This window comes from Rhizobacter sp. Root1221 (genome assembly GCF_001425785.1).
Lineage (GTDB): Bacteria > Pseudomonadota > Gammaproteobacteria > Burkholderiales > Burkholderiaceae_C > Rhizobacter.
Map to the genome: position 1 here is coordinate 111,251 of NZ_LMDI01000075.1, position 17,143 is coordinate 128,393.

The 17,143-nt window shown below is 68.2% G+C and carries 20 protein-coding genes; 13 read left to right on the forward strand and 7 right to left on the reverse strand.

The features are described from left to right. The first annotated feature begins 85 nt into the window (after window positions 1-85). Window positions 86-349: a hypothetical protein gene (locus ASC87_RS32335; RefSeq protein WP_157604443.1), complete on the forward strand. Its 264-nt coding sequence runs from the start codon at window positions 86-88 to the stop codon at window positions 347-349. Window positions 350-413: 64 nt separating this feature from the next. Here the strand turns inward: ASC87_RS32335 and ASC87_RS28940 are convergent, their stop codons facing one another. From ASC87_RS28940 to ASC87_RS28955, 4 genes are all read right to left on the reverse strand, one after another. Beyond that, window positions 414-1,541 (reverse strand): DUF1615 domain-containing protein, encoded by a 1,128-nt coding sequence (locus ASC87_RS28940; RefSeq protein WP_056671385.1) that lies wholly within the window; start codon window positions 1,539-1,541, stop codon window positions 414-416. 38 nt (window positions 1,542-1,579) lie between these two features. Continuing rightward, window positions 1,580-2,827 carry a serine hydrolase gene (locus tag ASC87_RS28945; RefSeq protein ID WP_056671387.1) on the reverse strand — a complete coding sequence of 416 codons (1,248 nt, stop codon included), beginning with the start codon at window positions 2,825-2,827 and terminating at the stop codon, window positions 1,580-1,582. A gap of 79 nt (window positions 2,828-2,906) precedes the next feature. Then, window positions 2,907-3,308 carry a VOC family protein gene (locus ASC87_RS28950; RefSeq protein WP_056671389.1) on the reverse strand — a complete coding sequence of 134 codons (402 nt, stop codon included), beginning with the start codon at window positions 3,306-3,308 and terminating at the stop codon, window positions 2,907-2,909. 3 nt (window positions 3,309-3,311) lie between these two features. Further along, a complete protein-coding gene (locus ASC87_RS28955) occupies window positions 3,312-3,713 on the reverse strand; it encodes a hypothetical protein (protein WP_056671391.1) in 402 nt (133 codons plus the stop codon). 143 nt (window positions 3,714-3,856) lie between these two features. Here ASC87_RS28955 and ASC87_RS28960 point away from each other — a divergent pair, with 143 nt between their 5' ends. Then, the gene (locus tag ASC87_RS28960; protein WP_056671392.1) at window positions 3,857-4,471 is read left to right on the forward strand and encodes a TetR/AcrR family transcriptional regulator; all 615 of its coding nucleotides are present in this window, start codon (window positions 3,857-3,859) and stop codon (window positions 4,469-4,471) included. A 320-nt stretch (window positions 4,472-4,791) separates the two neighbouring features. On the opposite strand, the gene ASC87_RS28965 is transcribed toward ASC87_RS28960, so the two are convergent. Together ASC87_RS28965 and ASC87_RS28970 are read right to left on the reverse strand one after the other, a co-directional pair. After that, a complete protein-coding gene (locus ASC87_RS28965; RefSeq protein WP_056671394.1) occupies window positions 4,792-5,619 on the reverse strand; it encodes an arylamine N-acetyltransferase in 828 nt (275 codons plus the stop codon). 44 nt (window positions 5,620-5,663) lie between these two features. Next, entirely contained in the window at window positions 5,664-6,077 is a 414-nt protein-coding gene (locus ASC87_RS28970; RefSeq protein WP_157604444.1) for a hypothetical protein, read from the reverse strand. A gap of 70 nt (window positions 6,078-6,147) precedes the next feature. Here ASC87_RS28970 and ASC87_RS28975 point away from each other — a divergent pair, with 70 nt between their 5' ends. Together ASC87_RS28975 and ASC87_RS28980 are read left to right on the forward strand one after the other, a co-directional pair. Next, window positions 6,148-6,612 (forward strand): hypothetical protein, encoded by a 465-nt coding sequence (locus tag ASC87_RS28975; RefSeq protein ID WP_056671398.1) that lies wholly within the window; start codon window positions 6,148-6,150, stop codon window positions 6,610-6,612. Between the two features lie 24 nt (window positions 6,613-6,636). Beyond that, a complete protein-coding gene (locus ASC87_RS28980) occupies window positions 6,637-7,107 on the forward strand; it encodes a hypothetical protein (protein WP_235582340.1) in 471 nt (156 codons plus the stop codon). Here the strand turns inward: ASC87_RS28980 and ASC87_RS32340 are convergent. Next, entirely contained in the window at window positions 7,091-8,314 is a 1,224-nt protein-coding gene (locus tag ASC87_RS32340) for an MFS transporter (RefSeq protein ID WP_157604445.1), read from the reverse strand. The two genes, ASC87_RS28980 and ASC87_RS32340, sit on opposite strands and share 17 nt — an antisense overlap. Window positions 8,315-8,395: 81 nt before the next feature. Between ASC87_RS32340 and ASC87_RS28990 the strand changes: the two genes are divergently transcribed. The 9 genes from ASC87_RS28990 to ASC87_RS29030 all read left to right on the forward strand — a co-directional run bounded on the left by ASC87_RS28990 (window position 8,396) and on the right by ASC87_RS29030 (window position 17,097). After that, complete coding sequence (locus ASC87_RS28990; RefSeq protein WP_162255224.1) at window positions 8,396-9,709, forward strand: alpha/beta fold hydrolase; 1,314 nt, start codon at window positions 8,396-8,398, stop codon at window positions 9,707-9,709. Window position 9,710: 1 nt separating this feature from the next. Beyond that, window positions 9,711-10,406: a pseudouridine synthase gene (locus tag ASC87_RS28995; protein ID WP_056671402.1), complete on the forward strand. Its 696-nt coding sequence runs from the start codon at window positions 9,711-9,713 to the stop codon at window positions 10,404-10,406. Between the two features lie 62 nt (window positions 10,407-10,468). Further along, window positions 10,469-11,380 (forward strand): LysR family transcriptional regulator, encoded by a 912-nt coding sequence (locus ASC87_RS29000; RefSeq protein ID WP_056671404.1) that lies wholly within the window; start codon window positions 10,469-10,471, stop codon window positions 11,378-11,380. 176 nt (window positions 11,381-11,556) lie between these two features. Then, window positions 11,557-12,390 carry a putative hydro-lyase gene (locus tag ASC87_RS29005; RefSeq protein ID WP_056671407.1) on the forward strand — a complete coding sequence of 278 codons (834 nt, stop codon included), beginning with the start codon at window positions 11,557-11,559 and terminating at the stop codon, window positions 12,388-12,390. Window positions 12,391-12,438: 48 nt separating this feature from the next. Further along, window positions 12,439-13,707: an ABC transporter substrate-binding protein gene (locus ASC87_RS29010; protein WP_056671409.1), complete on the forward strand. Its 1,269-nt coding sequence runs from the start codon at window positions 12,439-12,441 to the stop codon at window positions 13,705-13,707. A 22-nt stretch (window positions 13,708-13,729) separates the two neighbouring features. After that, a complete protein-coding gene (locus ASC87_RS29015) occupies window positions 13,730-14,596 on the forward strand; it encodes a branched-chain amino acid ABC transporter permease (protein WP_056671411.1) in 867 nt (288 codons plus the stop codon). 10 nt (window positions 14,597-14,606) lie between these two features. Beyond that, window positions 14,607-15,659: a branched-chain amino acid ABC transporter permease gene (locus ASC87_RS29020; RefSeq protein ID WP_082569043.1), complete on the forward strand. Its 1,053-nt coding sequence runs from the start codon at window positions 14,607-14,609 to the stop codon at window positions 15,657-15,659. Further along, window positions 15,656-16,369 (forward strand): ABC transporter ATP-binding protein, encoded by a 714-nt coding sequence (locus tag ASC87_RS29025; RefSeq protein ID WP_056671412.1) that lies wholly within the window; start codon window positions 15,656-15,658, stop codon window positions 16,367-16,369. Before ASC87_RS29020 ends, ASC87_RS29025 begins: the two co-directional genes overlap by 4 nt. A 23-nt stretch (window positions 16,370-16,392) precedes the next feature. Then, the gene (locus ASC87_RS29030; RefSeq protein WP_082569054.1) at window positions 16,393-17,097 is read left to right on the forward strand and encodes an ABC transporter ATP-binding protein; all 705 of its coding nucleotides are present in this window, start codon (window positions 16,393-16,395) and stop codon (window positions 17,095-17,097) included. Window positions 17,098-17,143 lie beyond the last annotated feature (46 nt).

Here is a 17,143-nt window from a genome sequence, read left to right on the forward strand (position 1 = left end):
CCTTGCGCGCGATGCTGCAGAATCCTCCCTGGGGACCCGCGCACGCAAGCCGGGCCGAGCCTCTCAAGTCAAGCACAGGAGCACCATGTCCGTACCCGAGATCTGCCCCAAGTGTTTCTCCGACTTTTCGGCCCGGAAGGCGCTCCTTTCCGGCGGCGTCCGCTTTGGGTACAGCGCGTTCTCGGACAAGGGTCCGGCGGTCCGGTGCCCGAACTGCTGGCACGTCTTTCCTTCGCGCAACCTGCGACTGTTCGGGTTCCTTCCAACCGATTCCCTTCGCTGGGTGGTGCTGGGCATCCTGGCCGCGTGCTTCATCTTGTCTTTTCTTCTCAAACGCCACGCGTCGTGAGGACCCGGCAAGGATCGGCTTCTCAGCGGTCGCCCCCTCCAGAGTCGGTGGCCCGCCAAGATGCCTAGCGTCGTGTCAGCGTGGCCAAGCGCTCGATGCAACGCCCATGCCGTTCGTCGACGCGTGACGCGAACCATTGTGTCGTGAGCTTGCGCGTGATCTTCGGGCTCTTGAGGTCGATCCGCGGCACCACGGCACGAGGCAGCTTGCGGGCATCGAGTTCCTCTGCATAGGCGAACGTCCGCTGGTACAGCGCGGTGTTCTCGAAGCCCGGCTCGTCGCCCTTTCGCAGGTCGCGTCGCACCTCACCTTCGCCCAGCTTCAAACGGCTCGCGAGTGTCAGCGCAACGCGTTCAGTCTCGCCTGCGTGCGCTTGGGGCGAGCGCGAGATCAGGTCGCCGTCGAGCGCGAGCGACAGGCCCGAGGCAACGGCCAGGGCGTTCTGGAAGGCCGCGTTGCGGCTCGCATAGCGGCCGGCGTTGAAATCGGCGAAGCGATAGATCGGCGCATCGTATGGCGCCTCGTAGCCCAACAGGTGCGCAGCCCCGAAGTAGATGCCGCCGCGCCGGGTGAACACCTCATGGCGGATCGAGTGCCTCACCTCGTAGGGATAGCGCTGCGCCTCGGCGTGCGCTTGCGCGAAGGCGATGCTCACTTGCATCGGCCCGCCGGTGCGCACCGGGTTGTTGTCGGAGAGGAAGCGCTTGCCCAGCGGCACCATGCCGATGAAGTCCTCGAAGATCTCGCTCAGCTGCCGCTCGGTCTTCACGGCGTTGAGCCGCTCTGCATAGGTGCGGCCATCCGGTGAACCCACCGCGAGTGCGGCGCGCACCGCGAGCATGGGCACGCCGGCCTCGTCCGCGCGGCGTTCGATCTCCTTCCACGCGATGGCCGACAGGCCGGGCACCGCCGGGTCGGCGCGGTAGCTCGACTCTTGTTCGATGACCGCCATCACGGCGCAGAGGTTCTGCGCCGTGGAGGGCAAGCCGAGCGTGGCCAGGGCCGCATGGATGTCGGTGGCCCAGCCGTCGGCGTCGGGCGCCTTGTCTTTCAGCACCGTGGCGACCACGCGGCGTGCCTCGGTGGGGCCCATGCCTTCTGGCTTGGGTGCAGGGGTGGGCACGGCGCATCCGGCAAGCAAGGCAACGAGCGACAGCGCACTCAAGGCGTGATGGAAGGCGCTGGACGTCATGTCTTGAAGGGCCTGCTGGAGAAACCGGGAAGAGCCCCTTACCAGTTGCCGTATCGGGCAACGATGCCGCGCAGCAACGCATCGCGTTCGGCGCCGAGATGCGCGCCGCTCGCGTCGCCCGAGGCATCCTTCCCGACGGCAGTGTGCACCACCACGAGTTTCAGCGCCGGGTCGACGAAGATCGCTTGTCCGTGGATGCCCTGGAGGGCGAAACGGCGGTGGCTCCCGGGCAGGATCCAGGTTTGCAGGCCGTAGCCGTAGTAGGTGCTGCCGTGGTACTGCATGTGCCCTGGCCGAAACGCTTCTGGCTGCTGTTGCGCATCGGTCATCGCGAGCACATGTTCTCGCGACAGCACGGCAGCATGGGGGCCCTGCCCGTCGTTGGCCAGCATCAGCCCCAGGCGCGCGTAGTCGCGCAACGTGGCATTGAAGCCACCCTGCGCGAGCTCAACCTGGTCAACCGGGTTGATCAGCCAGGTCGCCTGCGCCTCTGCCCCGATCGCCTGCCAGACCGTCTCGCCGACGTAGTCGCACATCGTGCGGCCCGTGGCGCCTCGCAGCACGAGCCCGAGCACTTGGGTCTGGGCGCCTGCGTAGTTGAAGCGCTGCCCTTCCGGCTCGGCGCGCTCCGTGACGAGGCGCACGGCGTGGGCAATGCCGAGTCGGCGCGCGGCATCGTTGAAGGCGCGCCGGTCGTCGTGCGCGGAATAGTCCTCGACGAAGCGTGCACCGGAGGCCATGCGCATCAGGTGCACGATGCGGGTCTGGCCGTAGAGCGTTCCCTCGAGCTCGGGCGCGTAGGCCTCGGCCCGGTCGTCGAGCGAGCGAATCAGCCCGTCCTCCACGGCCTTCAGGACACCCAGCGCGGTGATGGTCTTTGCCATGGAGTGGGACACCATCCGCATGTCCGCCGTGCGCTGGTAGTTGTAGCGCTCGGCGACGATCTCGCCGTCCTTCACGACCAGCAGGCCGGTGGCACGTTGCCGCTGCATGTAGTCATCCAGCGTGAGCGTGCGGCCGTCGAAGCGATAGCGGATTGGCGGCTCCGTCGCAGCTGTCTTCAGCGGCCATGGCGCCGTTGCCGGAGCCAGTGCACACGACGGATTGAAGCTGTCCATGGCGCTGAACGAGCCCACGATGTAGGGCTCCTGGTAAGCCTGCGCCATGCTGCGCCCGGCGGGATAGCCAGCAGACCTTCCCAACGCCTCTTCGTCGGGTGCTGCAACGACGGCGCCCGCGGCCGCGAAGAACGAGAAGAACAACGCGACCAGGCGAAGAAACTTCATGAACGCGGCATCCGGTGGGGGTGGGCCATTGTCGCATGGCCTGCTGTCATTGCAGTGGCCATGCGGTCGCTGGAGGCCACTACCTGTCCTCGTGACAATTCAGCATCCACTGCACACCAAAGCGGTCGGTCAGCTTCCCGTAGTAGTCCCCCCATGGCTGGATTCCCAGGGGCGTTGTCACGACGCCACCCGACCCCAAGGCGCCGAAGAGCCGGTCGGTGGACGCCCGGTCGTCCATCGCAAGCAAGTGCGCGGAACCCCGCATGGGCTCCGCGTCGTCGTTGTCCGAGGCATGGAAAAGAAGGCCCGGTCCTTCGAATCTGGCGTGCATCACCTTGCCGATCAGCGCTTCGCTCTTTGCCGGCATGCCGCCGACCCCATGACGCAGCACCTCCACCACGCGGCCGAGACCGCATTCCGCGTAGAAGCTCAACGCCTGGTCGCATGTGTCCGTGAAGAACAAGTAGTTCGAGAGTTGCATGGATCAGGCTGCGAGTTGCGCGTTGGTCAACGCCACCCCGCCGATGCCCCAGGCCCCGTCCACGGCATGGACCACGTTGACCCAGATCCGTTCCTTGGGCTGCATTTCACCGGACATCGCATGAATGATGTTGGTGGCCTCCTCGATGTACCCGACTTGAATGTCACGGCTGGCAAACGCGAAAGCCGGGACCGTCCATTCGATGAATGCCACCGAGGCCTCCTTCGATCCGGCGTAAGTGTGTTCCTTCGGAAGAAGGTGGATCGAACCCACGATGTTCGGCGCTACCGCCGGGTTCCCCGTCAAACCATGCCACTTGAGCATGGCATCCGAGAGCCGAGCGAAGGCGACTTTCTCTTGGCCTTCGGCGAGTACGCCTTCGGTGAGGGTCAGGGTGAGCGGCATGGGTTTCTCCAGGTGAGGATGGCGGCTGTCGAGCGTGTGCACCTGCGGCGCAGGCCAATTACATAACGGTCGTTACTCCAATCTACATAACGATCGTTCTCTCGTCAACTACAATCATGAATTCACGAATGGCAGGAGTTCCCATGTCGCGGTCCGAGCAGAAGGTGCAGACGCGCCAGCGCATCCTGGAAGCCGCTGGACGCGTGTTTCGCAAGGGCGGATTTGGCGGCATCGGGGTCGATGGCCTGGCGAAAGAGGCGGGCGTGACCTCTGGTGCCTTTTACGTGCACTTCGATTCCAAGGCCGATGCATTCCGCGAGTCGGTCAAGCACGGAATGGCCGATCTGCGCGGCGGTGTTCTGTACTTTCAAGCCGAGCACGGGCGCGTGTGGTGGCCGGCGTTCGTGCGGTTCTACCTGACGGCCAAACGCACCTGCGACCTTTCGGAGGGATGCACATTGCAGTCGATGCCGGCGGAAGTGGCGCGGTCCGATCAGGCGTCACGAGCGGTGTTCGAGGCTGCGCTGCGCGATGTCGCGCAGGCCGTCGTCGACGGCCCTGTGTCGCCGTCAGCCCCGAGGGACATTGACAGCGCATGCGCCGCGTTGGCCACGCTGGTGGGTGCCGTGACGCTCGCGCGCGCTGTGGACAGCGAAGCCTTCGCGAGTCAGATCGCAGCAGCCACTGAGAACACCTTGCTCGGGGCACAACCTGGGACCCCAGCGCGGGCACGCGCCCGCAAGCCTTCGGCTGAATAGCGCGCGGCGCTGCGCATGGCGTCACGGCGCCCGTGCAACCATCAACCGCGCGAGGCCGCCCAGGCGATACATGCCGTCCGCGCCGCGATACCGCTCTGCCTTGGTCGCCGAGCGCCCGGGGGAGCCCGAAGGCGAGGCACCACCCGATCACGTCGTGCCGACGCCAGGGCTTCGCGAGGCCGGTTGAAGGACTGCCCTACCTGTAGTCCATGCGCCGATCATGCGGCATCGAGCGCTGCGCCCGCTCCCACAAGGGGCAACAGCGTACCAGCCGCTGCATCGGGCGGCAGGTCAATAGGCTTGGGCCCGCCGCTTCCCCCTCACTCGCCAGCAATCAGCCGTTCGATCACCACGCGCAGCCCGGGGTGCTCCGGCACCTGGATGGCGAACTCATCCCGCAGCACCTCAAGCACCGCATCAACGTCCCGCAGTTGCACCCGTTCGCTGGCTTCGCCCAGGCGATGGATGGCGAAGCTGCCGTTGTTCAGGGTCTTGCGCAGACGATGGCCGGTGCGGGCGACGATCAGTTGGCCAAGGAATGGCGAGTCCGGATGGGTGGATACGTACCAGCTGCCGACCGCGCAATCGATGTCCGCCACCACTTGCAGGTCGAACACGTACATCGCCCGCCAGCTCCCGGTCACCAGTGCGCGCAAGGTGTAGGTACCGCCGATCAGAGTGAGTCGGTAAGGCTCGTGTGGGGTGGCTTGCTCCGCTTCGCTGTCCAGCTGCAGCGGGCCGGTCGGCACCATGCCGCCGAAGCCCACATCGGCGATGTAGCGCACACCCTCGAGGGTCACCAGCACCAGCATGTGCGTGCGAGCAGTCTGGGCATCCTCCGGGCCGCCCATCACCACTCGCCCGGTCAGCACGCGCGCCTCGAAGCCCAGCGCCTGCAACAGCAGCAGAAACAGCTGGTTGAGCTCAAAGCAATAGCCGCCGCGCCCCTGGCGCAGCAGCTTGTCCTGCACCGCAGGCGGGTCGACGGGCACCGGGGCGTGAAGCATCGTTGACAGGGTTTCAAAGGGAAACTCAGCGGTGTGCCGCAACTGCAGTTCGCGCAGGGTTTCGAGGGTCGGCGGCGGTGCCGACGGGTAGCCCAGGCGCTTGAGGTAAGTCTCCAGATCCAGCATGAAGGGCTCGCTCATCGACGTGTCTCCTTTTCTACCTGTCGTCCTGATCGGACTCGGCCTCAGCGGCCAACTTCAGTGACGGCCTGGTCGCCCGACCGCCACTCGGCCGCCCCCACCAGGCAGTAGGTGCCCCGCACGCGCCATTGGGTGGCCGCCAGGGCCACCCGTGCGTCCACCCGCGCACAGCCGGCCGCCGCCGGTTCGGCCCGCACGCCGACCTTCGGCAGGTGCGGTGCAGGCGGCTCGTAGGTGAAGGTGTTCGCCTTCGGCTCGAACCCCAGCGCCGCGGTCAACGCGATCACGACGCTGTGCTGCGCCACCTCGGGCAGGCCCTGTTGCGTGAGCGCCGCCAGCAGTGCGGTGTGGGTGGTGTCGGCAAGGCGGGGGGTCAACGGGGTCACGGCCCATCCGGGAAGTGTCCATGCGCCGAGGATGAGGGCGGCGGCGGCAGTGGACAGGGTGAAGCGGGGCATGCGGCGATGTTCGCATGCCCCGTCGCCGTGCGCCAGAATGGCCGCCCCGCCCCTGCCACCCCGGCCCACGATGAAACGACTCACCCTGCTGCTCCTGCTCGCCGCCACCTGCCTGGGCCTGGGCGCCACGGAACTGCCGAAGGGGGAGCGGCAATCCATCCTCGACGCCATCCGTCCGAAGGCGTCGGAAGAGGCCGGCCAGGCCGTGCGGATCAAGGTGGACCGCCTCAACGTCGACGGCGGCTGGGCCGTGCTGGTGGGCGGACTGGTGTCCGCCTCGGGCAAGGGGATGGACTGGGGCCTGGCCAACGGCTGCCACCCCGACCTCGACAAGATGCTGTGGGTGGTGCTGCAGAAGACGGGCGGCGCCTGGCGCGTGAAGCACCTGGACATCTGCGCGTCGGAGCCTCCATACTGGTACATGGAGCAATACGGCGGCCTCGTGTGGCCGTGTGGCGTCTACGCCGGCCTGGGAGAGGGGAGCGAAGGCACCCTCGAGCGCCAGTGCCGGCAGCAGGCCCGGCGCCGGCCCTGAACCCGGCGGCGTGCCATCCGGGCCATGTTGAAGCACACTATGGGCATGCCCAACATCGCATCCGTCCTCAAGGAAGAGATCACCCGCCTGGCCCGCAAGGAGATCCGTGGCGACATCGCCGATCTCCGCAAGGCCCTGGCCACGCAACGCGCCGACATCGCCGAGCTGAAGCGAAAGAACCGGGAACTCGAACAAGCCGTCCGCCGGCTGCAGAAGGCCAGTGGCACGGCGCCCCCGGCGCCGTCCGCCGGGCCGGAGCCCGAAGCGTCCGGCCTGCGCTTCAGCGCCAAGGGCCTGGCCACGCACCGCAAGCGCCTCGGCCTGTCGGTAGCCGACGTGGGCCTGCTGGTGGGCGCGTCCGACCAATCCGTCTACCTGTGGGAGGCCGGCACCGTGCGGCCTCGGGCCAAGCACCTGCCCGCCATCGCCGCGCTCCGAACCCTGGGCAAACGCGAAGCGGCTGCCAAGCTGGCGGCGATCAAGCCGGCCCGGTGACCGCCGCCCGGCGCGACGGCGCCCCCGCCCACACGAACGCTCCCCACGCCAACCCGGCCAGTGCCGCCAGCATCAACAGCAGTTCCCGGTAGCCCGGCACCACCAGCAGCATCCAGGCCCCCGCGATGGGGCCCACCGCGCGCGGCACGAGGGACAGCACCGACAGCACACCGCTGATGCGGCCCACGTGCGCGTGCCCGAAGTACGTGGGCACCACGTGGCCGCGCACGATGGTGACCAGGCCGTTCGCAGCACCGAACAGCACCGCGAACACCAGCAGCACCCACAGGCCGCCGGCCAGCGCGAACAGCAGCAGCGACAGCGGCATTGCGGCAAACACAACGAGCCCGAGCGTGCGGGCCGACCAGCGCTTGCCCGCCCCGAGGAATACCAGCCGCCCGATCACCTGCGACGGGCCGATCCACATCAGCACGGCGAGCGCGTCGCCCTGCGACGTGCCCTTCGACGCGAAGGCGGGCATCACGTGCGCCCAGAACGTGGCCGACACCACCGAATACAGCATGAAGGTGGCCGCAAGAAGCCAGAACGCCGAGTGGCGCAAGGCTTCGTGCAGCGTGGCATCGTCGGCCACGTCCGCGGCACGGGGCGGGCGCGGCGGGTCGCTACCCCGCAGCGCCCAGGCGTTGAGCGGTGCGGCCACGGCCAGCAGCACCGCGCCGATGACCGCAAGCGCCGGGCGCCAGCCGAACGCACCGATCAGCCACAGCGTCACGGGAAACGACAGCGTGCTCGCGAACCCGCCCACCAGCGTGAGCCACGTGATGGCCGAGCCGTACCGGGTGGGGAAGCGCCGGGTGACCACGCTGAAGGCCGGTTCGTAGAGGCACATGGCCATCGCCATGCCGAGCAGGGCCCAGGCCACGTAGAGCAGCTCGATGCGGCCGGCCTGCGACCACACGCCGAACCCGAGCCCCGCGAGCACCGTGCCGCCGGTCATCACCGCACGGCCATGGCCACGGTCGATGGCTGCACCGGCCCCGTAGCTGGCAGCACCCCACACGGCAAGGCCCAGCGTGAACGCCCCCATGATCGCGGACTTGGACCAGCCCAGCGTGTCCCGCATGGGCAGCACGAAGGCGGAGAAGGTGTAGTACAGCGCGCCCCAGGCCAGCAGTTGCGCCGCGGCCAGGCACGCGACGGTGTTGCCGAACGCCGGTGGGGCCACCGCGTCGGGATTTCGAGACATTGTGCGGATTGTGCGTGCGCCGGCGCGGCCCGGCTGTCACCGCAAGCACAGTCGACGGCGCCTTTGCGGGAAAATGGCCGTGTGCCCAGCCCCGACGCCTTCCCCACCGACCGCCCGCCCATCGTGTTCGTCCACGGCAACGGCGACACCGCGGGCCTGTGGATCACCACCGTGTGGCGCTTCGAATCGAACGGCTGGCCGCGCGAGCGGCTGCACGCCATCGACCACCCTTACCCGATGGCCCGCGACGATGACCGCGTGCCGCAACCGGGCCGCAGTTCCAGCGACGACCACGTGGCGTACCTCGCGGCCGAGGTGGACCGCGTGCGCGCGGCCACCGGGGCCGAACGGGTCGCGCTGGTGGCCAACTCGCGCGGTGGTTTTGCGGTGCGCAATTACCTCGCACGGCACGGCGGTGCAGGCAGGGTGTCCCATGCCGTGCTCGGCGGCACCCCGAACCACGGCGTCTGGACATCGGACAGCCACCGGCCGGGCAGCGAGTTCAACGGCGCCGGCCCGCTGCTGTCGCTGCTGAACGTGCCCGGCCCGGACGGCCACGAGGTCACGCCCGGGGTGGCCTGGCTCACGCTGCGGTCCGACGGCAATGACAAGTACTGCCAGCCCCACGGCGCCTGGCTCGGTGCCCCCCACCTCCCCACCGGCATCCAGGCCGACAGCCCCGAACTTCGCGGCGCCACCAACGTGGTGCTGCCCGGTGCCGACCACCGCGAAACCTCCTTCGGCCCGCACGCGTTCGCGCACACCTGGCAGTTCCTCACGGGCGCCCCGCCCGCCTCGCTCGAGATCACGCCCGAGCCCCGCCTGCGGCTGGACGGCAAGGTGTCGGGCTTCGGGGCCGACAACCACCGCGGCTTCGACCCGTCGAACCTGCCGCTCGTGGGCGCCACGGTCGAGGTGTACGCCACCCACCCCGCCACCGGCGAACGGCTCGGCCCCGCCGTGCACCACCACACCGTGGGACCCGATGGGCGATGGGGGCCGTTCGACGCCCGGGCCGGCCAGCCCTACGAGTTCGTGCTGGCCGCGCCGGGTTACGCCACCACGCACCTGTACCGCTCGCCGTTCCTGCGGTCGTCCGGCATGGTCCACCTTCGGGTGGAGCGCTTGCCCCGGCCCGGCACACCGGGGCTCGCCGTGGTGACCCTGAGCCGCCCGCGCGGCTACTTCGACCGCGAGCGCGACCACATCACGCTCGACGGCCTGACCCCGCCACCCGACGTGCCGGCCGGCGTGGCCGGCATCTCGGCGGCCACCGCCCACGTCACCGACCGCTGCCACCGCACGGTGGCCGGCCAATTCAATGGCGAACACATCGCCGGCCGTGCGTGGCCGCTCGCCGAAGGCCACGTCGTCACGCTCGAACTGCACCACTGACATGAAACTCGCCCAGCTGCTCTTTTCCCAAGGTTTTGGCGCCCGCCGCGAATGCGAGGGCCTGATCGCCGCCGGCCACGTGACGGTGGGCGGCACCCGCGTCGACGACCCGTTCGCCGACGTCGATGCACCGGGCCTGCAGTTCACCGTGCGCGGCGAGGCCTGGACGTACCACGAGAAGGCGCTGCTGGTGATGAACAAGCCGCAGGGCGTGGAGTGTTCGCAAAAGCCCAAGCACCACCCGAGCATCTACAGCCTGCTGCCCACCCCGCTGCGCCGCCGCGACGTGCAAAGCATCGGCCGCCTCGACGAGGACACCACCGGGCTGCTGCTGTTCACGGACGACGGCGCGCTGATCCACCGCTTCACGTCGCCGAAGAAGCACGTGCCGAAGGTGTACGAGGTGACCTGCAAGCACCCGGTCACCCCCGACCAGGTCGACCGCCTGCTCGAAGGCGTGAAGCTCGTGGACGACCCCGCCACCGTGCGCGCCGTGGCCTGCGAACTGACGAGCGAACTCACGCTGCGCATGACCCTCGTGGACGGCAAGTACCACCAGGTCAAGCGCATGATGGCCGCCGTCAGCAACCGGGTCGAAGGGCTGCACCGCAGCGGCTTCGGCGCGCTCACGCTGCCCGCCGGCCTGGCCCCGGGCCAATGGCAGTGGCTGGACGGCCCGCAGGCCATCGTGCCCTGACCTGTGCAGAATGGGGGGATGCCCATCGATTCTTTCGATGAGCCCACCCCGGGGCCCTTGCGATGAACCTGCGTTTCGTGGAAGCCTTTCACTGGGCCGTGGCGCTCAAGAGCGTGACACGTGCGGCCGAGAAGCTCAACATCACGCAGTCCGCGCTGTCGAGCCGCATCGCCGTCCTCGAGACCGAACTGGGTGTGCTGCTGCTGGACCGCCGCGACAAGCTGTTCCGCCTGACCGTGGCCGGCCAGCGCTTCCACGACCTGTCGCAGAACCTGCTGGTGATGCAGACGCAGATCAAGGAAGAGATGGGCTCGGCCACGATGCGCTCGCGCGTGTTGCGCATCGGGGCCATCGAGTCGGTAGTGCACAGCTGGCTCGCACCGTGGCTCAAGCACATGCAGGCCGAACACACCGACTTCGAGCTCGAGCTCACGGTCGAAACGAGCCCCATCCTCGTGGACCAGCTGCAGCGTGGCAAGCAGGACATGGTGTTCGCCGCGTTGCCCGCCTCGGGTGAAGGCATCCGCACCCGCACGCTGCCGTCGATGGCGATGAACTTCGTGGGCCACAAGGTGCTGCACGCCCGCCTCCTGTACAAGCTGCGCGACCTGCTCGGGTTCGACCTGCTCACGTTCCAGCGCGGTTCGCAGCCCCACGTGGCGCTGCTGGAACTGTTCCGCAGCGCGGGCAGCGAAACGCCCCGCGTGCACGCGATCCAGTCGGTGTCGGCCATGGTGCAGCTGGTGGAAGCGGGTTTCGGCATCGCCACGCTGCCGCGGGCCGCCGTGGACCACCTGTCGCTGCGCCTGCCGCTGCGCATCCTGCAGACGGACGTGGTGTTGGAACCGCTTCCCGTGCACGCCAGTTACCGCGAGGATCCCACCTCCCACCTCACGGATGCCGCACTGGCGTCCGCCGTGGATCACGCCACCCAGCGCCCGCGCCCCACACGGCGCGCCACCACCGCCGGCTGACCCGAAGCACCGTCTGCAGGCACGGCCGCCCCAAGAACACCCCCGCCGCGCACCGGCGTTGGTCATCAGAAAAATCGATGGGCTGAGCAAGAAATTTCGCGTTGGCGAAGCGGTGTCCGAATTCCCACAATCTCGTCATGCACTCCAAACGCATGACGTGAAGGAAGACGAACACCATGTTAGGTACTAACCCTCAGCCCCGGTCCTCCGCGGTTCCATCGCCCTCCTGGACCGCCGCATCCACCGGCCTCGACGTGCGGCTCGCCGCACGCCGCGGTGCCCTCGACACCCACACCAGCGGCTTTGCGAGCGCCCACGTGCAAGGCAACCTGGTCATCCTGCCGGAGGCCCTGGGCCGCGACTTCCTGCGCTACTGCCAGGCCAACCCGAAGCCGTGCCCGGTGCTGGCCGTGTCCGAGCCCGGCGACCCGGCCATTCCCTCCCTCGGCGCCGACCTCGACATCCGCACCGACGTGCCCCGCTACCGCGTCTGGCGCCACGGGGAACTGGTGTCCGAACCCACCGACATCCGCGACCTCTGGCGTGACGACCTGATGAGCTTTGTCATCGGCTGTTCGTTCTCGTTCGAGCACGCGCTGCTCGCCCACGGCATCCCGCTCCGGCACATCACGCGGGGCCACAACGTGGCGATGTACCGCACCCGCATCGAGACCCGGCCGGCGGGCCCGTTCCACGGCCCCATGGTGGTGTCGATGCGGCCCATGAGCGCGGCCGATGCCACCCGCGCCACGGAGATCACCTCGCGCCTGCCCCAGGTCCATGGCGCGCCGGTGCACGTCGGCGACCCGGCCCTGATCGGCATCGCGGACATCGGCACCCCGGACTACGGCGACCCCGTGGAGATCCTGCCGGGCGAGGTGCCGGTGTTCTGGGCCTGCGGCGTGACACCCCAGGCCGCGATCGCCACCGCGCGGCCCGGCTTCTGCATCACCCACGCACCCGGGGCGATGCTGGTCACCGACCTGCTGAACAGCGAACTGGCCGCCTGACGGGCCATCAACTTCGATCCCAGTCATCTGAGCAACCAAGGAACCATCATGCGTAGAACCTTCATCCGTGCCGTTCTCGGAGCCGCCGTCGTGTCGACCCTGGGGGTCTCGGCCCATGCGCAGACGCAGGAGATTCGCATCGGCGCGATCTACCCGCTGACCGGCGCCGCGGCGTCGGCCGGTGCCGAGATGCGCCAGGCCATGGAACTCGCCGTGGACATCGTCAACAACGGGGCGAAGGGCATCCCCAACCTGCCCTTCGCCGCCGGCGGCGGCCTGCCCGGCCTGAAGGGCGCCAGGATCAAGCTCATCTTCGCCGACCACCAGGGCAACCCGCAGACCGGCGCGACCGAAGCCGAGCGCCTGATCACACAGGAGAAGGTGGTGGCGCTGATCGGCGCCTACAACAGCAACGTCACGGCCACCGCGAGCCAGGTGGCCGAGCGCTACAAGGTGCCGTTCCTGAACGCCGAATCGTCGTCGGCCTCGCTCACGCAGCGTGGCTTCCGCTGGTTCTTCCGCACCACGCCGCATGACGACCTCTTCGTGCACAACGCGTTCGAGTTCATGAAGGAGCTCGAAGCGAAGAAGGGCATCAAGGTGGGGGCGCTCGCCAACTTCAACGAGAACACGCTGTGGGGCAACGAGACCACGAAGCTGCAGGCCAAGCTCGCACCCGAGTTCGGCTACAGCCTGGTCAAGCAGATCACCTACCCGGCCAAGAGCACGCAGCTCACGTCGGAGGTGCAATCGTTGAAGGTGGCCAGCCCGAAGGTGGTGCTGCAGTCGTCGTACCTGGGCGACGCCATCCTGTCGATGAAGACGTACAAGGAACTCGGGTTCATGCCCGACATGATCCTCGCGAACAACGCCGGCTTCACCGACACCGAGTTCATCCGCACGCTGGGCAAGGATGCCGAGTTCGTGATCACGCGCGAGGTGTGGGCCCTCGACCTGACCTCCCGCAACCCGCTCATCAAGCAGGTCAACGACCTGTACTTCGGCCGCACCAAGGCCAACTTCACCGGCAACTCGTCGCGCAGCTTCACCGGCATCATGGTGCTGGCCGACGCCATCAACCGGGCCAAGGGCACCGACCCGGAGGAGATCCGCAAGGCGCTCGCCGCCACCGACCTGAAGGCCGACGGGCTGATCATGCCGTGGAACGGCGTGAAGTTCGACAGCACCGGCCAGAACACCCTGGGCCGCGGCATCCTCGTGCAGGTCATGGACGGCAAGTACAACACCGTGTGGCCGTTCAACATGGCCGCACGCGACGTGGTGTGGCCGATGCCCGGCTGGGACAAGCGCAAGTGACCGTGCGCGAAGGACCTTCCCCATGACCACCGACATCCTGCTGCAGACGCTGGCCTCCGGCGTCCTGATCGGGCTGATCTACGCGCTCGTCGCGATCGGCCTCACCATGATCTTCGGCGTGATGGACATCGTGAACTTTGCCCACGGCGAATTCCTGATGCTCGGCATGTATGCGAGCTTCTGGCTGTTCTCGCTGTACGCGCTGGACCCGGTGTTCACGCTGCCACTCACCGTGCTGATGCTGTTCGGCGTCGGCATGCTGGTCTACAAGACGATCATCCGCCGCATCATCGACGCGCCCATGCTGAGCCAGATCTTCGCCACGTTCGGACTGATGTTCCTGCTGCGCGGCGTGGCGCAGTTCCTGTGGAAGCCCGACTTCCGCTCCATCGAGAACTCACTCGTCAGCGGCGGTGTGAACGTGCTGGGCATCCAGCTCGGGCTGCCGCAGCTCGTGGCGGGGCTCGGGGCGGTGGTGGTCACGGGCACGGTCTACTGGTTCCTGCACCGCACGAAGCTCGGTGCGGCATTGGAAGCCACGGCCGCCGACAAGGAGGCCGCGCGCCTGATGGGCATCGACTCGCACAAGATGTTCGCGCTCGCCTGGGGCATCGGTGCCGCGTGTGCCGGCGCGGCAGGCGCCTTGCTGTCCACCTTCTTCCCCATCTTCCCCGAGGTGGGTGCCACCTTCATCCTGCTGGCGTTCGTGGTGGTCAACCTGGGCGGCTTCGGTAGCGTGGCGGGTGCCTTCATCGCCGGCATCCTGGTCGGGGTCATCGAGGTCATGGGGGGCCTGCTGCTGGGCCCGCAATACAAGATGGCCGTGGTGCTGGCGCTGTTCCTCGCGGTGCTGATGTTCCGGCCCCAGGGCCTCATGGGCAAGGCCTGAGGAGCACGACATGACACATTCCCCTTCCCATTCCCTTCGCCGCCTGTCGCCATGGCTGCTGGCCGTGGCCGCCCTCGTGGTGCCGCTGTTCGTCAGCAACCCGGCGCACCTGAACTTCGCCATCCTGGTGCTGATGGCCGCCCAACTCGGGGTCGCGTGGAACCTGCTGGGCGGCTATGCCGGCCAGGTGTCGCTCGGCCACGCGGCGTTCTACGGGCTCGGTGCGTACACGTCCACCATGCTGCTGCTCAAGTTCGGCGTGAATCCGTGGTTCGGCATGCTGGCCGGCGGGCTCGTGTCCGCGGCCGCCAGCTTCGCGTTCGGCTGGTCGTGCTTCCGGCTCAAGGGGCACTACTTCGCGATGGCCACCATCGCCGTGGCCGAACTCGTGCAGATCGTGTTCACGAACTGGGAGTACGCCGGCACCGCGGTGGGCCTGTACATCCCGATGGCCGAACAGGGCTGGGCCACCATGGTCTTCCCCGACAAGCTGCCGTACTACTGGCTCGCGCTCGGCCTGCTGGCCGCCACGCTCGGGGCCACCTGGTGGATCGAACGCAGCCACGTGGGCTACTACCTGCGCGCCATCAAGGATGAACCCGACGCCGCGCGCAGCATCGGCATCGACATCAGCCGCTACAAGCAGATCGCGTTGTCCATCAGCGCCTTTTTCACCGCGATGGGGGGCAGCCTCTACGCGCAGAAGGAGCTGTACATCGACCCCGGCTCCGTGCTCTCCACCGCGCTGTCCATCAAGATGGCCCTGGTCTCGATCCTCGGTGGCGTGGGCACGCTGTTCGGGCCGGTGGTGGGTTCGGTGGTGCTGACGCTCATCGAGGAGTTCACCCGGGTGGCCTTCGGCGGCACCGGCCGCGGCACCGACACCATCATCTACGCCGCACTGATCATCGCGATCGCCGTGTTCTACCCCACGGGCCTCGTGGGCTGGTGGCGCGAACGGGTGCGCCGGCGCGGGCTGGCCCGGCCCGCCGCCACGGCGCCCGCCACCGATCCGGTGAAACCGGTGCTGCCCCGCTCCACGTCCCAGGGAGGTGTGCTGTGAGCCTGCTCGAACTCCACCATGTGACCAAGCGGTTCGGCGGCCTGGTGGCCAACCAGGACGTGTCCTTCAGCGTCGAGGCCGCCCAGATCGTGGGCCTGATCGGACCGAACGGCGCGGGCAAGACCACCTCGTTCAACTGCGTGGCCGGCTACTGCTCGCCGAACGAGGGGCACATCACGCTCGATGGCAAGACCGTCTCCGGCCTGACCCCCGAGGCCTGTGCCCGGGCCGGCATCGGCCGCACGTTCCAGATCGCCCGCACCTTCACCAGCATGACCGCCTCGGAAAACGTGCTCACCGGCGCGCTGCTGCACCACAAGCGGCTGCCGGCCGCACGCGAGCAGGCTCGCAAGTGGCTGCGGTTCGTGCGGCTGGAGCCCCTGGCCGACCGCCCGTCGGGCAGCCTGACCATCAGCGAGCAGCGCCGCCTCGCCGTGGCCCGTGCGCTGGCCACCGAACCCCGGTTGCTGCTGATGGACGAGGTGATGGCCGGCCTCAACCCGTCCGAGGTACGCGAGATGGTGGACGTGGTGCTGCAGATCCGCAGCCAGGGCATCGCGTGCCTGATCGTGGAACACGTGCTGGAGGGGATCATGCCCATCGCCGACAAGATCGTGGTGCTGGACCGTGGCGCGAAGATCGCCGACGGCACCCCGGCCGAGGTGTCGGCCAGCCCGGCCGTCATCGCCGCCTACCTGGGAGACGCCTGATGAACGCGATGTTGAAGGAACCCATCCTGCGGGTGGCGGACGTGTCGGTCAGCTACAGCGGCGTGCAAGCACTGCAGACGGTGAGCCTGCGGGTGATGCCGGGGCAGATCGTCGCGCTCGTGGGGGGCAACGGCAACGGAAAGTCCACCACGCTGCGCGCGGTGGCCGGGTTGAACGAGGTCGATGCCGGCGAGATCCACTTCCAAGGCCAGCCGGTGCACGGCCTGCCGGCCCACAAGCGGGTGCCGCTGGGCCTGTCGCTGGTGCCGGAAGGCCGCCGCCTGTTCCCGCGCCTGACCGTGTTGCGCAACCTGGAACTGGGCGCGTACACGCGCGACGACCGCCAGGAGGTGAGCGACGGCATCGAGCAGATGCTCGCGCTGTTCCCCATCCTGAAGGAACGTGCCACCCAGCTGGCCGGCACCATGAGCGGCGGCGAGCAGCAGATGCTCGCCATCGCCCGCGGGCTGATGGCGCGGCCGAAGCTGCTGATGCTCGACGAGCCGTCGTGGGGCATCGCACCGAAGTTCGTCAGCAAGGTGCTCGACGTGATCCAGCGGGTCAACGAAACGGGGGTGTCGGTGCTGCTGGTGGAACAGAACCTCCACAAGGCCCTGTCCATCGCCCACCACGGCTACGTCATCCAGACCGGCCGCATCGTGCTGGAGGGCAGCGGCGATGATCTCCTGCACAACGAGGACGTCAAGAAGGCTTACCTCGGACTCTGAAGCCCCGTGCGCCCACGGCCATCCGACCCGCACGGCGGGCATCGGC

Coding starts and splice junctions, on each gene's coding strand:
- ASC87_RS32335 (WP_157604443.1), top strand. CDS start 86: ATGTCCGTACCCGAGATCTGCCCCAAGTGTTTCTCCGACTTTTCGGCC.
- ASC87_RS28940 (WP_056671385.1), bottom strand. CDS start 1,541: ATGACGTCCAGCGCCTTCCATCACGCCTTGAGTGCGCTGTCGCTCGTT.
- ASC87_RS28945 (WP_056671387.1), bottom strand. CDS start 2,827: ATGAAGTTTCTTCGCCTGGTCGCGTTGTTCTTCTCGTTCTTCGCGGCC.
- ASC87_RS28950 (WP_056671389.1), bottom strand. CDS start 3,308: ATGCAACTCTCGAACTACTTGTTCTTCACGGACACATGCGACCAGGCG.
- ASC87_RS28955 (WP_056671391.1), bottom strand. CDS start 3,713: ATGCCGCTCACCCTGACCCTCACCGAAGGCGTACTCGCCGAAGGCCAA.
- ASC87_RS28960 (WP_056671392.1), top strand. CDS start 3,857: ATGTCGCGGTCCGAGCAGAAGGTGCAGACGCGCCAGCGCATCCTGGAA.
- ASC87_RS28965 (WP_056671394.1), bottom strand. CDS start 5,619: ATGAGCGAGCCCTTCATGCTGGATCTGGAGACTTACCTCAAGCGCCTG.
- ASC87_RS28970 (WP_157604444.1), bottom strand. CDS start 6,077: ATGCCCCGCTTCACCCTGTCCACTGCCGCCGCCGCCCTCATCCTCGGC.
- ASC87_RS28975 (WP_056671398.1), top strand. CDS start 6,148: ATGAAACGACTCACCCTGCTGCTCCTGCTCGCCGCCACCTGCCTGGGC.
- ASC87_RS28980 (WP_235582340.1), top strand. CDS start 6,637: ATGTTGAAGCACACTATGGGCATGCCCAACATCGCATCCGTCCTCAAG.
- ASC87_RS32340 (WP_157604445.1), bottom strand. CDS start 8,314: ATGTCTCGAAATCCCGACGCGGTGGCCCCACCGGCGTTCGGCAACACC.
- ASC87_RS28995 (WP_056671402.1), top strand. CDS start 9,711: ATGAAACTCGCCCAGCTGCTCTTTTCCCAAGGTTTTGGCGCCCGCCGC.
- ASC87_RS29000 (WP_056671404.1), top strand. CDS start 10,469: ATGAACCTGCGTTTCGTGGAAGCCTTTCACTGGGCCGTGGCGCTCAAG.
- ASC87_RS29005 (WP_056671407.1), top strand. CDS start 11,557: ATGTTAGGTACTAACCCTCAGCCCCGGTCCTCCGCGGTTCCATCGCCC.
- ASC87_RS29010 (WP_056671409.1), top strand. CDS start 12,439: ATGCGTAGAACCTTCATCCGTGCCGTTCTCGGAGCCGCCGTCGTGTCG.
- ASC87_RS29015 (WP_056671411.1), top strand. CDS start 13,730: ATGACCACCGACATCCTGCTGCAGACGCTGGCCTCCGGCGTCCTGATC.
- ASC87_RS29020 (WP_082569043.1), top strand. CDS start 14,607: ATGACACATTCCCCTTCCCATTCCCTTCGCCGCCTGTCGCCATGGCTG.